Source organism: Cognatiyoonia koreensis (assembly GCF_900109295.1).
Taxonomy (GTDB): domain Bacteria; phylum Pseudomonadota; class Alphaproteobacteria; order Rhodobacterales; family Rhodobacteraceae; genus Cognatiyoonia; species Cognatiyoonia koreensis.
The window spans coordinates 1024225-1037210 of record NZ_FOIZ01000001.1; the positions used below are offsets into that span (position 1 = coordinate 1024225).

Sequence of the window (12986 nt, forward strand, 5' to 3'; positions counted from 1 at the left end):
TTCATTCTAAGGCTTTGATCAGCTGTTCAGCTTGGCCACTTCAGCAGCAAAATCTTCTTCTGCCTTCTCAATGCCTTCGCCCTTTTCAAGACGGACATAACCAGTGATTTCTACACCTGCTTCTTTCGCGGCTTCACCGACAGTGACGTCCGGGTTCACGACGAACTGCTGATTCACGAGCGTGACTTCGGCCATGTATTTCTTCATCCGGCCAACGATCATCTTTTCGATAACCGCTTCGGGTTTGCCGGATTCACGGGCGATGTCCATCTGGACTTGCTTTTCCTTTTCGATGACCGCGTCATCAAGTTCGGCTTCGTTCAATGCAGCCGGGTTCGTTGCAGCAATGTGCATTGCAACCTGACGACCGAACGCCGCGTTTTCGCCGGAAAGTGCCACCAGAACACCGATGTTGCCCATGTCGGTCGCAGCAGCGTTGTGGACGTAGGACACGACTGATGCGCCTTCGACCATTGCCATGCGACGTACGCCCATGTTTTCGCCGATAACCGCGACTGCGTCAGTCACTGTCTGCTCGACGGTCTTGCCGTTCATATCGGCGGCTTTCAGGGCTTCGGTGCTATCAACGGTCAGCGCAACCTTGGCAATTCCCGCAACCATTTTCTGGAAGTCAGCGTTCTTGCCAACGAAGTCAGTTTCTGAGTTAACCTCGACTGCGACGCCCTTCCCGCCTTCGACCGCGACGGCCACAAGACCCTCAGCCGCCGTCCGACCAGCTTTTTTGGCGGCTTTTGCGAGGCCCTTGGTACGCAGCCAGTCGACCGCGGCTTCCATGTTGCCATCGTTTTCTGTCAGGGCCTTTTTGGCGTCCATCATGCCTGCGCCCGTGCTGTCGCGCAGTTCTTTCACCATTGCAGCGGTGATTGCCATGTTACTTCTCCTAAGCGGAATAATAGGGGTGGCGAGGCAAGGATGGCCCCTGCCCCGTTTCAAATCTTGAAAGCGAAGTGCTTACTCGGCTGTTGCTTCTGCAGCGGCTTCTTCGGCGACAGCTTCTTCAGCCATCTCTTCCATTTCGCCCAGATCAATACCTGCAGCGCCCATCTGTGCTTGCATCCCGTCAAGCGCTGCACGCGCAGCAAGATCTGTATAGAGTGCAATTGCGCGAGCAGCGTCGTCGTTGCCGGGAATGACGTAGTCAACGCCAGCTGGCGAGCAGTTTGTATCAACGACAGCAACGACTGGAATGCCGAGCTTTTTCGCTTCTGCGATGGCGAGGTCTTCCTTGTTGACGTCGATGACAAAGAGAAGGTCAGGCACACCACCCATTTCGCGGATGCCGCCCAGCGAAGCTTGCAGTTTGCCCTGCTCACGCTCCATGCCCAGACGCTCTTTCTTGGTCAGACCGGCAAAGCCGTTTTCGGCGGCTTCGTCGATTGCCTTCAGGCGGCTGATGGATTGTGAAACAGTTTGCCAGTTGGTGAGCGTGCCGCCAAGCCAACGGTGGTTCATGAAAAACTGTGCCGATTTCTCGGCAGCTTCTGCGATCGGCTTTTGTGCCTGACGCTTCGTTCCGACGAACAGAACGCGACCACCTTTTGCGACAGTGTCGCGGATGACCTGCAAAGCCTGGTCAAGCATTGGAACTGTCTGTGTCAGGTCCATGATATGGATGCCGTTGCGGCTGCCGTAAATGTAGTTTTGCATCTTTGGGTTCCAGCGCGCTGTCTGGTGGCCAAAGTGAACGCCAGCTTCAAGCAGCTGACGCATGGAGAACTCAGGAAGAGCCATGTGTCCGTATCCTTTTCCGGTTTCAAGCCTCAGCGGGGGTATCAGACCTGATGGTCCAACCGGTGGATGCTTTGGGATTTCTCCCCATTACACCCGCCCCCGCCTGCGGGATTAAGTGCGTGGCGTATAGGATGAGAAAACCGGTCGCGCAAGCCCGTTTTGTCAGGGCTTGCGCAAAAGGTGCCAGCTCTTTGTGGGGGTGTCCCAGTTAATCTTGATCGCGGGCACCACAGCGGCTTCGTGAAAGCCGTGCTGCTCCAGAAACTTGCGCGCTGCGATGTTATGATCGCTGGTGATCAGTGACAGGCCCCGCGGCCCGGGTCTTTGCTCTTCGCGGTCCAGCAAGGCGTGTGCTACGCCCGTTTTGCGATAGATCGGATACGTCGACAGCATACTGACATAGCGGGTTTCGAGTGCTTCGTTTTCAAGCATAACCATTGGCCGGAACATCGGATGCGTCTGTTCGCTGATCACTTCGGGCGTGTCGCCGTTGATGTAGGAAATCGCAAGGCCTGCAATTTTTCCGTCACATTCCGCGATTGTCGCATGTTTGTAGGAAAACACGCCGGTCTCACGCTTGGCCCGTTCCGCGCCGACGTCAATTGCGGTTTGGCCATGTTCTGCTGTGCTTGCCCAGATGGCACTGGGAAAGCCATCACCTGCAATATCCGCGAGTTCGGCGATATGAATGGCGTCTTCCGGCGCAGCCGGGCGCAATGTGATTGTCATGAACCGTTCCCTTTTCGGTGCATCTTCATGGATATTGCCATGCAACCCCAACGGGCAAGGTAAGGTATCCCATACTTTCGGCCGAGACCGGTATGATTCCGCCTAGAGAAACACGCGTTCTACACACCAATATGCAGCGACAACGGCAATCAGCACCGAGCCAGGCATCGCCACGATTTCACGGTATCCATCAAAGCGTGGGACTGATGCCGACACCGCAGACAGTCCAAGCAGGATCGCAACGATCGCGATGAGCGGGATCAGGTCCGGCAGAAGTCCCGTTCCGGAAAGCGGTATCATCAGGAGGAACACAGCCGCCATGGCAACCAGATAGGCGACAGCCATGGGGATGTTCGCATCTCCGCCTTTGCTGTTGTCGATCGCTTTTGTGACACACAGGAAAGCGACGGCAATAACAGCGAGCTGTCCAATTTCAACACCGATATTGAAGCCGATGAGCGCCGGGATGAAACTATTTTCTGGCAGGCCAAATTCGGCCAGCACCGAGGCGAAGCCAAGTCCGTGCAGCAAACCAAATCCAAAGATGACTGCCGGGCGCCAACGTGACAATCCGTCGGTAAAGATGTTTTCGACTGCGACATAGACAATTGACAGCGCGATCAGCGGCTCGACGATAGATCCGGGGATGTTGACCCAGCCCAATGCTGCCAGCGCCAGTGTGATCGTGTGCGCAAGTGTGAAGGCAGAGATCTGCCAAATCAGAGGCCGCATGCGTGTGGATAAAAAGAACAGGCCCAAAACGAACAGAATATGGTCCAGCCCCTTTGGAACGATGTGGTCAAAACCTACCGGGATGTATTCTATGAATGTTGCCAATCCGCTTGCCTGATCGCCACCAGTCAATGAAAAGGCAGGTGTTGAAGCCCCGGCTTCAAGATAGTCGGTATAAGCCGCATCCACGCCCATCTGACGGAAGACAAGGACACCGTATTCGGATGCCCAACCAACGCTGACAGTGTCTGCGCCTTCGGGCAGTGCAGCTGTAAATTGCAGATCAGATGTGCGGATATTGTCCACGTCACCCACCTCGGGCACCGAAACCGAGGCTAAGGTCAGCGGAACTGGCGTTCCATCCACGAGAACGTCGATATTTTCTGCCATCGTAGGCCAGAAATCAGTAAATGCGGCTTCGAGCGCTGCTGGATCCTGTGCGCGAAGATCATCGTAGACCGCCGCTTGCGGGGCATCGTTCGTGTCCGTGAAACTGGTCAGGTCGATACCGGACAACAGGCTTTCAACGTTAAGCCTGATGTCAAATACAAGCTGGTCACCTTCTTTGGTCATATCCGCTATCGCTGGCAAAGTTTCGTGCGCGGCAGCCGTTGACACAAGCGTGATCCAGACCAGCAAGACGGTTGACATCAACTTTAGAAGGGCCACCCTAGTCGCTGACAAAAAGGATACTGACATGCGCACACTCTCTTTCGTTCTGGCCCTACTGGGAGGGCCTGCCCTCGCTCATGAATTCTGGATCGAACCGGGCGATTACACGATTGGCGTGCAAACTATGATTCAGGGCGACCTTGTCAATGGCCAAGATTTTCAAGGCGGTAGGCAACCCTATCTCACGCAGCGATTTGTACGCTTCCAGATGTTTTCCGATGGGCGGCTTGCCCCCGTCGGTGGCAGAAATGGTGACAATCCGGCTGTGAACGTCGCACCCCTTGGCGAAGGGCTCCATGTGCTGAGTTATCAAAGCACACCTGCGACGCTTGACTATGAAAGCTGGGAAAAGTTTCAGAATTTCATCGATCATAAGGGGTTTGGAGACGTCCGCACACGGCATGACGCGCGCGGACTACCCGATAGCGGATTTGTGGAAGTCTACACGCGATATTCGAAAAGCCTTGTCGGTGTCGGTTCTGCCGGTGGATCGGATGTTCGTACCGGATTGGAGACCGAAATTGTCGCCATGACGAACCCTTATACCGACTCACTATCAAGCGGCATGCAGTTCCAGTTGTTCTATGGTAATGCGCCACGGGCCAATGCCCGCTTCGAGGTTTTTGAAAAGGCCCCGAACGGTGCCGTGAACGTCACCTTTTACCAGACCGACGGCAATGGCCGCGTTGCGGTGCCCGTGAAGTCGGGTCATTCCTACATGGCTGATGCAGTGGTCTTGCGCGAACCCTCTGCGGCGCTGGCGGCCAATACTGGTGCGGTGTGGGAAACCCTCTGGGCAAATATCACTTGGGCTGTCCCCTAGGTCCGCCATGGCCTAGAACGGTGCGATGACAGATATTCTTTGTATTGGATCGGTCCTGTGGGACGTAATTGGGCGCGCATCAAGTCATATGCGGGTTGGATCTGATGTGCCCGGTCGCATAACCCGCCTGCCCGGCGGAGTCGCGATGAACATCGCGATGACACTGCGCCGCTTCGGCATGACACCCACGTTGCTGACCGCAATCGGACGGGATGCCGAAGGCGATGAACTTGTCGCGGAGGCCAAACGGATGGGCATGATCTGCGATCATATCTATCGCTCCGACGACTTGCCGACAGATGTATATATGGCCGTCGAAGCCGCGAACGGGCTGATCGCCGCCATCGCCGACGCCCATTCGCTGGAAGCTGCTGGCAACAAGATCCTGCGCCCGTTATCGAACGGGGCGCTTGGAAGCGAAATCAAGCCTTTTGAGGGCTTTGTCGCTCTGGATGGGAACCTGACTGTCGAGCTGTTGCAGGGGATTGCATCCTCAGCTCTTTTCGCCGCGGCGGATTTGCGCGTGGCGCCTGCATCACCTGGAAAAGCAGAGCGATTACTGACGCTTCTGGAGCATTCTTCAGCAACGATTTATGTCAATTTAGAAGAGGCAGGATTGTTGTGTCAGACAGAGTTCGCAAGTTCCGCTGATGCGGCACGTGCACTGATCAACCGCGGTGCGCGTCGGGTCCTTGTCACGGATGGTGGAAAAGATGCATCTGAGGCTACGGGACTGGACGTTCTGACCCTGACACCACCTGCAGTGCTGGTCACGCGGGTGACAGGCGCCGGTGATACCTTTATGGCGGCACATATCGTGTCCGAGGCGCAGGGCATGGACAGACGCGCTGCTTTGGAGCGCGCGCTTCGGGCCGCAGCCACTTATGTTTCAGGAGAAAACCCAAGATGATCCCGATTCTTGAAAGCGCCGAAGTGAAAGACGCAGAGCGTGAGGGCAAACCGCTTGTTGCGCTTGAAAGTACGATTATTACCCACGGTATGCCCTATCCGCAGAATGTCGAAACAGCGCGCCAGGTTGAAAGCGACATTCGCGCGGCTGACGCAGTTCCGGCGACAATGGCAGTTCTGAACGGCACGTTGCATGTCGGTCTGGAAGATGCGGCACTGGACGCGCTTGGTCGCGCGAAGAATGTCGCGAAACTGAGCCGTGCCGACTTTGCCGCTTGCATGGCGACTGGCGGAACAGGGGCCACAACTGTTGCGGCGACCATGATTGCCGCGCGGCTCGCGGGGATTGAGGTCTTCGCGACCGGTGGCATCGGGGGGGTGCACAAGGGTGCAGAGGTCAGCTTTGACATCTCCGCGGATCTCCATGAATTGGCGCAAACCCGAGTCACGGTCGTTGCAGCCGGTGCCAAAGCGATACTCGATCTGAACAAAACCTTTGAAGTGCTTGAAACCCTTGGCGTTCCTGTTATTGCCTATGGGCAAGATGTCCTGCCCGCATTTTGGTCGTCGACCTCCGAACTTCCAGCGCCGCTTCGTATGGATCATGCCGCGGACATTGCCAAAGCCCATCATTTGCGGGCTGAGATGGGCATCGCGGGTGGCCAGATTGTCTGCAATCCCATTCCGCATGATGCGGAAATTCCTTCGGGTGACCTTGCACCTGTCATTGCAAAAGCGATCGCCGAGGCGGAGGCTGCAGACATCAAGGCCAAAGACGTTACACCGTTTCTGCTTGGGCGCATTTTCGAACTCACCAACGGCAAATCACTTGTCGCGAATATTGCATTGGTGCGCAACAATGCGCGGCTTGCGGCCAGTATTGCAAAGGAACTGCGCGAATTATCCGTCTGATTTCCTGGCCGTGCTTGTGACACCCCCAAGTTAGCCCTAAGTGTGACAAGAAGTTCTGTTCCGGAAGTATTATGGCGCCCAACCTAAATCCTGACCCGCATCACCCGCCAAAAAAACCCGGGTTGATCGCGCGCCTACGCAGCAACTTTCTTGCGGGGTTGATTATCATCGCGCCGATCGGACTGACGCTTTATTTGATCTGGACGGTTGTTGGTTGGATTGACAGTTGGGTATGGCCATTCGTTCCGGATGCCTATCAGCCCGAAGAACTCGTCAATCGTTACTTTGGCCCTGAAAATGGCGAACGGATCAGTGTCAATGTGCGCGGTATCGGCGTTGTTATCTTTTTGGTCTTTACCGTCCTTGTCGGCTGGATTGGCAAGGGCCTGTTGGGGCGTTCATTTCTGAGATGGGCCGAGCGACTTGTCGACCGGATGCCTGTGGTGCGATCGATCTACAACGGCGTAAAGCAGATCGCGGAAACGGTTTTTTCGCAGCGCGACACGTCATTCGACCAAGCATGCCTGATCGAGTATCCGCGCAAGGGCATTTGGGCGATTGCGTTTATTTCCACCACGGCAAAAGGTGAAGTCAAAAGCAAGCTGCCCGCTGCGGATGAAATGATCACCGTGTTTCTGCCGACAACGCCAAACCCTACGTCCGGTTTTCTGCTGTTTCTACCCCGGGCGGACGTGATCGAGTTGGACATGTCTGTAGAAGACGCCGCAAAGCTCGTCATCTCAGCAGGGCTTGTTTATCCGAATGGCAAGGACCCTACTCAAGAGCCGAAAGTCATTTGAGGTGACGTCGGCATTTGTGACCGGCTTCGCGACGGGTTTTGCGTTGATCTTGGCGATCGGAGCGCAAAACGCTTTCGTCATCAGACAAGGTTTGGCGAAATCGCATGTTTTCTGGCTTTGTCTGCTCTGTGCGACGTCAGATGCGCTTCTGATAACGGTCGGTGTGTTGGGATTCGGGGCGATTGTGGATGCCTTTCCGTCTTTGCCGGCAGTCATGACCTATGGTGGTGCCGCTTTCCTGATCGCTTATGGCGCTTTGCGACTTTGGGCTGCGTGGCAGGGCAATTACGATATGCAACTGGCTGGCAGGACCGCTGCGCTTTGGCCGACCCTCGCCACCGCTGCTGCATTCACCTGGTTAAATCCGCATGTGTATCTGGATACACTGGGTCTTATCGGTGCCATTTCGACTGACTATGCGCCCCCTGCCCGTTACGTTTTTGGAGCGGGTGCTGTCACGTCGTCCTTTGTTTTCTTTTTCAGTCTTGGTTATGGCGCACGGCTGCTGGCACCGATCATGCAATCAGCCCGCGCATGGCGCGCGCTGGATGTGATTATCGGTCTGGTCATGTGGGCGCTTGCGCTGAAGTTGATCAGCTGAACATGTCCGTCAGGTTGATCGTGCTGTTGACGTTCAGGTCCTGTTTGTGCGCGTGTAAAAATGCTTTTGCTGAGGCCTGACCAGCTTCGCGCAAACGCGCAAGGACGACGGGTGTGGGCACTGTTTTCGTTGCCACATTTAGTTCGTTCATCAGACCATCATCTGCGATCATGTGGACAAGAACATCTTTCATCGATCCAGGTTTCAATTTCTTGTCGCGCAGCAATCGTTTGACGAATTCGATGGCACGAAGTTCGCGGAACAACGAGGAATTGAAGCTGATCTCGTTGATCCGGTTCGCAATCCGTTGGCTGTCAGTCGGGATGTCATCGCGGTGCAGCGGGTTGATATTCACTATCAGAATGTCGTCCGGATATTTGTCTTCGAACAGAGGAAATAATGCGGGATTGCCCGTGTAGCCGCCATCCCAGAAAGCCTCAGTCTCTCCGGTTCTCGGGTCGGTAAATTCAACGGCCTTAAAGAGTGTCGGCAAGCACGCTGATGCCATGATGGCCTCGGCACTGATCTCGTCGCCTGCAAAAACACGGATTTTCCCGGTGCGCACATTCGTGGCACAGATATGGATGTCAGGACCGCCTGACGCGCAGACCTTTTCGTAGTGGAATTGCGTTACGATCGACCGCAGAGGGTTTTCCGAAAACGACCCCCACACATAAGGTGAACTCATCCGCGACGCGACGTCGAATGCCATATAGGCGGGTGAGTATTCCATAGCCTTAGCCCAGAAATGGGCTGATGGAGCGAGTGAGGAAAGCCATTCGCTGATGCCGGGTGTCGTAATCGCGCCGACCTGTTCCCAAAGCCAGGTGAGGTTATCAATTGCACCCTGCCGCCCATCTTCCAACATTCCGGCTTTGATCGCCGCAGCATTCAATGCCCCCGCCGAGGTGCCCGAGATTGCGGCGATATCGATATCCTCATCAGCAAGGATCGTTTCAAGCACCCCCCAAGTATAGGCGCCGTGTGCGCCACCCCCTTGCAATGCAAGGTTGATAGATTTGGTTAGTTTTCCCATTTTGACAACATCTCTGTCACGATGTCTCCGTCAATCGTCATTCCCTCGAGATTTGCGGTCGAATTGCCCTCACGCGATCGTTTTAGTTCTTTGATGTCTGGACCGGTGAGGTTGATGCAGTTGAACATCGACCCGTCCCGGAAAGGATACTCAAAATGGCACCTGCCTGATTTGGCATCGCTCATAGCGCTGTCCATCCGCCATCTACGCTGATCGTCGTACCAGTGATCTGATTGGCCGCATCGGAGCAGAGGAACACAACAGTGCCACCAAGTTCTTCGGTCGTTGCAAACTCCTTTGACGGCTGACGCTCGAGCATGACGTTTTTGATGACGTCCTCACGTGACATGTTGTATTCTTTCATTGTGTCGGGGATCTGAGCCTCGACCAATGGTGTCAGTACGTACCCAGGGCACACAGCATTGCAAGTGATCGGGTCACGTGCCGTTTCCAGTGCTACGGTTTTGGAAAGCCCGACAATCCCGTGTTTGGCTGCGACATAGGCCGACTTATAGGGCGATGCGGTCAGGCCATGCGCCGACGCAATGTTGACGATCCTGCCCCAACCGTTCGCGCGCATTCCTTCCACCGCCGCTGCGGTGGTGTGAAACGCGGATGACAGGTTGACTGCAATAATGGCATCCCATTTCTCGGGCGGGAAATCCTGAATGGGCGCGACATGCTGTATACCTGCGTTGTTCACAAGGATATCACAGCGGCCGGCTTCTTCGATCAAACGTCGGCAATCATCAGCCTTGGACATATCGGCTGCGACATACTTTGCATCGACATTGAAGTTGGTCGCAATCTCCTCGGCCAGCGCGTGATCTTGTTTGTGATCGGTGTAGGAGTTCAGCACGATATTTGCGCCAGCTTTGGCCAGTTCGCGCGCGACTCCCAGTCCGATCCCAGAATTTGACCCGGTAATGACTGCTGTCTTTCCTGCGAGTGTCATGTGTATTGTCCTTAAGCCTGATACGATTTGCATACCGTAATGCTGCAACTGCAGAATAACCAGTGAAGGCTTTGTGAATGCGATTGTGTCCGAAATGTGGCAGAAGCTGCAAAAGCCGTTACCGCAAAAAAAACGCCCGCACGAAGCGGGCGTAAAGTTATTGAGGCAGGTTTCATACAGGCAAGAAACCTATCGAGCAGTGACCCCTTTATAAGCAATGACTTGCGCGAGTCCAAGCTAAAAGTTTGATAAGTCAGGAAACCCTCTTTACGCTCTGCCCCAACACACACAGGGATAAGAGGGATTGTCGCCAATATGAAACCAGTGTTTTTCCCCGCAGCTGGGGCGTTTGTCGCCCTTTGGATGAGCAGCAGCATCGTCATTGCGGAGCCGCAACATGGCATAGCTATGTATGGAGAGCCGGCCTTGCCACCGGATTTTGTGTCCCTGCCTTATGCGAACCCTGATGCGCCCAAAGGTGGCAAAATTGTGACCGCTGAAGTTGGTGCATACGACAGCCTCCATCCTTACATTCAAAAAGGTACGGTTCCTTGGCAGTTGCGCTACCTGATCGGCGAAAGTCTGATGGGCCGTTCTTTGGACGAACCATTCACGCTTTACGGTGTTCTTGCCGAATCAATCGAGACCGGCCCGAATCGCGAATGGGTTGAATTCACACTGAATCCTGCCGCGACATTCTCTGACGGGTCGCCTGTCACGATTGAAGACGTGATGTGGTCATTCGAAACACTCGGCACTGAAGGTCATGGTCGGTATCGGTCTTTCTGGGACCAGGTCGGAAGCATGACGGCTGTTGGCGACAACAAAGTGCGTTTTGAATTCAGCACGGATAACCGCGAACTCGCACTGCTTGCGGGGATGCGACCCATCCTGAAAAAGGCCCAATGGGAAGGCGTTGATTTTACGGAAAGTGGCACAAGCATCGTTCCGATCACGTCCGGTGAATACGTAATTGATGACTTTGAAGCCGGTCGTTTCATCACGTTGCGTCGAAACCCAGACTATTGGGGCGACGATATTCCTTTTATGCGTGGTGTTGGCAATCTGGATGAGATCCGGCTTGAATTTTTCGGCGATGAGACTGCTGCTTTCGAGGCTTTCAAAGTTGGCGAAGTCAATTCCAACCGTGAGTTCAATGTCGCGAAATGGGAATCGCAGTACGATTTTGAACGCGTGAACAACGGCGACTACGTCTTGTCTGTTCTGCCCCACCAGCGACCGTCAGGGATGACCGGATTCGTGATGAATACGCGCAGTCCCCAATTTGACGATTGGCGAGTCCGCGACGCCATGATGCACGTATTCAACTTCGAGTTTGTCAACGAAGCAATGACTGGCAGTGCCCAGCCACGCATTACGTCTTACTGGTCAAATTCCCCGCTCGGAATGTCGGACGGCCCTGCAGAAGGTCGTGTGCGCGAGTTTCTTGAGCCATTCGCGGATGAGCTGCTTCCCGGTGCGCTAGACGGATACGCCTTACCGGTAAGTGATGGCACGGAGCGCAATCGTGCAGGTACGGCTGCAGCGCTGGACCAGATGGAGGCCGCGGGTTGGACCATTCAGGATGGTGTGATGGCCGATGCCAAAGGTAATCCTTTCACCTTCGACATCCTGTTGGAGGTTGGTAGTTCAGAGAACGCTGCCATTATCGACATGTTTACGCAGTCGCTGGAACGTATCGGCGTGACGCCGACGATCAGGACCGTCGACAATGCGCAGTACAAAGAAGCCACGGACGCTTTTGACTTTGATATGACCTACTATCGGCGTGGTTTGTCCTTGTCACCGGGCAACGAACAATACGCATACTACGGCAGCGAGTTTGCCAATGAACCAGGAACACGCAATTTAATGGGCGTTCAGTCCGCCGCGGTGGACGAAATGATCGGCAGGATGCTGACGTCGGAAAGTCAGGATGATTTCGTCGCTGCGATCAAGGCGCTTGATCGCATCTTGACCTCTGGTCGATACGTAATCCCAATTTATCAGTGGAATATCAGTCGATTGGCTCATGCCAAGGAGCTGAAATACCCCGAAACCCTGCCCGTGATGGGCGATTGGCCCGGATGGCAACCCGACGTCTGGTGGTATGAAGAATAAACCGTTAAGGATGGCTCCGGCGCAGATCTGTGCCGGGGTTATCGGGTGTACGATATGAAAATAGCGGTCTTGATAGTTGTCTGCTTGTCTTTGGCGGCGTGCGCGCCCGCACGTATTGCGGGCAACGCGGCTGTAACTGGTGGACAAGTTGTTCTTGGTGCCGCCGATCTGGTTCTTTGATCCGTTACACACCTGTTACTTCGTTAAGATAGATCGCAGCGATGTTTCATATGTCCGAAAATTCCGAGATTCGCTTTGCAACGTAAACTGCTTGCCGAAGGTATTGGGACCGCGTTTTTACTGATCGGCGTCGTTGCGTCCGGCATCATGGGAGAAATGTTGTCAGGCGGGAATGTTGCGATCGCACTTCTTGCAAATGCTATCGCGACGGGTTGCATCCTGTATGTGATCATCACGACACTTGGTCCCATATCTGGTGCCCACTTCAATCCAGCGGTCACACTCGCATTTTATATGCGCAAGGAAATTACGCCGAAGGCGGCCATGTCATACGTTGCGGTTCAGTTGACGGCTGGAATACTGGGTGTATGGGCCGCACACGTGATGTTTGATTTAGATGTCATTCAGTTCTCGACCAGGGCCCGCACCGGTCTATCACAGTGGTTTAGTGAGTGTCTGGCGACATTCGGACTGCTGTTTGTCATTTTTGGTGGAATTCGGCATCGCCCCGAAGCCGTACCCACGCTGGTGGCGCTTTATATCACTGGTGCGTACTGGTTCACGTCTTCCACCAGTTTCGCGAATCCAGCCGTCACAATTGCCCGCACGTTTAGTGATACTTTCGCGGGAATTGCGCCCGCCAATGCACCGATGTTTATCCTCATGCAGGTCGTGGCAGTCGGCATCGCTGCGATTGTCCTGCCACGACTCTTTGACGACTAGCGGAACATTTGACGGTTCACGCGGTTCCTTTCGCAAGACTC

Annotated in this window: 14 protein-coding genes; 7 read left to right on the forward strand and 7 right to left on the reverse strand. The window is 54.7% G+C overall.

Annotated elements, in window-relative coordinates:
- Window positions 1-18: 18 nt before the first annotated feature.
- From tsf to BMY44_RS05140, 4 genes are all read right to left on the reverse strand, one after another.
- Window positions 19-891: a translation elongation factor Ts gene (gene tsf, locus BMY44_RS05125; protein ID WP_089991062.1), complete on the reverse strand. Its 873-nt coding sequence runs from the start codon at window positions 889-891 to the stop codon at window positions 19-21.
- A gap of 81 nt (window positions 892-972) precedes the next feature.
- Complete coding sequence (rpsB, locus tag BMY44_RS05130) at window positions 973-1752, reverse strand: 30S ribosomal protein S2 (protein ID WP_089991064.1); 780 nt, start codon at window positions 1750-1752, stop codon at window positions 973-975.
- A gap of 162 nt (window positions 1753-1914) precedes the next feature.
- A complete protein-coding gene (locus BMY44_RS05135; protein ID WP_131801575.1) occupies window positions 1915-2481 on the reverse strand; it encodes a GNAT family N-acetyltransferase in 567 nt (188 codons plus the stop codon).
- A 102-nt stretch (window positions 2482-2583) separates the two neighbouring features.
- On the reverse strand, window positions 2584-3912 hold the full coding sequence (locus BMY44_RS05140; RefSeq protein WP_089991070.1) for a HupE/UreJ family protein: 1329 nt from the start codon (window positions 3910-3912) through the stop codon (window positions 2584-2586).
- Here BMY44_RS05140 and BMY44_RS05145 point away from each other — a divergent pair.
- The 5 genes from BMY44_RS05145 to BMY44_RS05165 all read left to right on the forward strand — a co-directional run bounded on the left by BMY44_RS05145 (window position 3911) and on the right by BMY44_RS05165 (window position 7930).
- Window positions 3911-4708: a DUF4198 domain-containing protein gene (locus tag BMY44_RS05145; RefSeq protein ID WP_089991072.1), complete on the forward strand. Its 798-nt coding sequence runs from the start codon at window positions 3911-3913 to the stop codon at window positions 4706-4708. The genes BMY44_RS05140 and BMY44_RS05145 overlap by 2 nt on opposite strands.
- Window positions 4709-4733: 25 nt before the next feature.
- Window positions 4734-5618 carry a PfkB family carbohydrate kinase gene (locus tag BMY44_RS05150; RefSeq protein ID WP_089991075.1) on the forward strand — a complete coding sequence of 295 codons (885 nt, stop codon included), beginning with the start codon at window positions 4734-4736 and terminating at the stop codon, window positions 5616-5618.
- A complete protein-coding gene (locus tag BMY44_RS05155; protein WP_089991078.1) occupies window positions 5615-6529 on the forward strand; it encodes a pseudouridine-5'-phosphate glycosidase in 915 nt (304 codons plus the stop codon). The genes BMY44_RS05150 and BMY44_RS05155 overlap by 4 nt, the downstream gene beginning before the upstream one ends.
- 71 nt (window positions 6530-6600) lie before the next feature.
- On the forward strand, window positions 6601-7329 hold the full coding sequence (locus tag BMY44_RS05160; protein WP_089991081.1) for a DUF502 domain-containing protein: 729 nt from the start codon (window positions 6601-6603) through the stop codon (window positions 7327-7329).
- A 1-nt stretch (window position 7330) separates the two neighbouring features.
- The gene (locus tag BMY44_RS05165; RefSeq protein ID WP_089991084.1) at window positions 7331-7930 is read left to right on the forward strand and encodes a LysE/ArgO family amino acid transporter; all 600 of its coding nucleotides are present in this window, start codon (window positions 7331-7333) and stop codon (window positions 7928-7930) included.
- Here the strand turns inward: BMY44_RS05165 and BMY44_RS05170 are convergent.
- From BMY44_RS05170 to BMY44_RS05180, 3 genes are read right to left on the reverse strand one after another with little or no spacing between them, the layout of a single operon-like run.
- The gene (locus BMY44_RS05170; RefSeq protein WP_089991087.1) at window positions 7923-8966 is read right to left on the reverse strand and encodes a patatin-like phospholipase family protein; all 1044 of its coding nucleotides are present in this window, start codon (window positions 8964-8966) and stop codon (window positions 7923-7925) included. The two genes, BMY44_RS05165 and BMY44_RS05170, sit on opposite strands and share 8 nt — an antisense overlap.
- On the reverse strand, window positions 8954-9151 hold the full coding sequence (locus BMY44_RS05175) for a hypothetical protein (RefSeq protein WP_089991090.1): 198 nt from the start codon (window positions 9149-9151) through the stop codon (window positions 8954-8956). Before BMY44_RS05175 ends, BMY44_RS05170 begins: the two co-directional genes overlap by 13 nt.
- Entirely contained in the window at window positions 9148-9921 is a 774-nt protein-coding gene (locus tag BMY44_RS05180) for a 3-hydroxybutyrate dehydrogenase (protein ID WP_089991093.1), read from the reverse strand. Before BMY44_RS05180 ends, BMY44_RS05175 begins: the two co-directional genes overlap by 4 nt.
- Window positions 9922-10284: 363 nt before the next feature.
- Here BMY44_RS05180 and BMY44_RS05185 point away from each other — a divergent pair, with 363 nt between their 5' ends.
- Window positions 10285-12042: an extracellular solute-binding protein gene (locus BMY44_RS05185; RefSeq protein ID WP_423219745.1), complete on the forward strand. Its 1758-nt coding sequence runs from the start codon at window positions 10285-10287 to the stop codon at window positions 12040-12042.
- A gap of 255 nt (window positions 12043-12297) precedes the next feature.
- A complete protein-coding gene (locus tag BMY44_RS05190; RefSeq protein ID WP_089991097.1) occupies window positions 12298-12945 on the forward strand; it encodes an aquaporin in 648 nt (215 codons plus the stop codon).
- The last annotated feature ends 41 nt before the right edge of the window (window positions 12946-12986 follow it).

Coding starts and splice junctions, on each gene's coding strand:
- tsf (WP_089991062.1), bottom strand. CDS start 891: ATGGCAATCACCGCTGCAATGGTGAAAGAACTGCGCGACAGCACGGGC.
- rpsB (WP_089991064.1), bottom strand. CDS start 1,752: ATGGCTCTTCCTGAGTTCTCCATGCGTCAGCTGCTTGAAGCTGGCGTT.
- BMY44_RS05135 (WP_131801575.1), bottom strand. CDS start 2,481: ATGACAATCACATTGCGCCCGGCTGCGCCGGAAGACGCCATTCATATC.
- BMY44_RS05145 (WP_089991072.1), top strand. CDS start 3,911: ATGCGCACACTCTCTTTCGTTCTGGCCCTACTGGGAGGGCCTGCCCTC.
- BMY44_RS05140 (WP_089991070.1), bottom strand. CDS start 3,912: ATGTCAGTATCCTTTTTGTCAGCGACTAGGGTGGCCCTTCTAAAGTTG.
- BMY44_RS05150 (WP_089991075.1), top strand. CDS start 4,734: ATGACAGATATTCTTTGTATTGGATCGGTCCTGTGGGACGTAATTGGG.
- BMY44_RS05155 (WP_089991078.1), top strand. CDS start 5,615: ATGATCCCGATTCTTGAAAGCGCCGAAGTGAAAGACGCAGAGCGTGAG.
- BMY44_RS05160 (WP_089991081.1), top strand. CDS start 6,601: ATGGCGCCCAACCTAAATCCTGACCCGCATCACCCGCCAAAAAAACCC.
- BMY44_RS05170 (WP_089991087.1), bottom strand. CDS start 8,966: ATGGGAAAACTAACCAAATCTATCAACCTTGCATTGCAAGGGGGTGGC.
- BMY44_RS05175 (WP_089991090.1), bottom strand. CDS start 9,151: ATGAGCGATGCCAAATCAGGCAGGTGCCATTTTGAGTATCCTTTCCGG.
- BMY44_RS05180 (WP_089991093.1), bottom strand. CDS start 9,921: ATGACACTCGCAGGAAAGACAGCAGTCATTACCGGGTCAAATTCTGGG.
- BMY44_RS05185 (WP_423219745.1), top strand. CDS start 10,285: ATGAGCAGCAGCATCGTCATTGCGGAGCCGCAACATGGCATAGCTATG.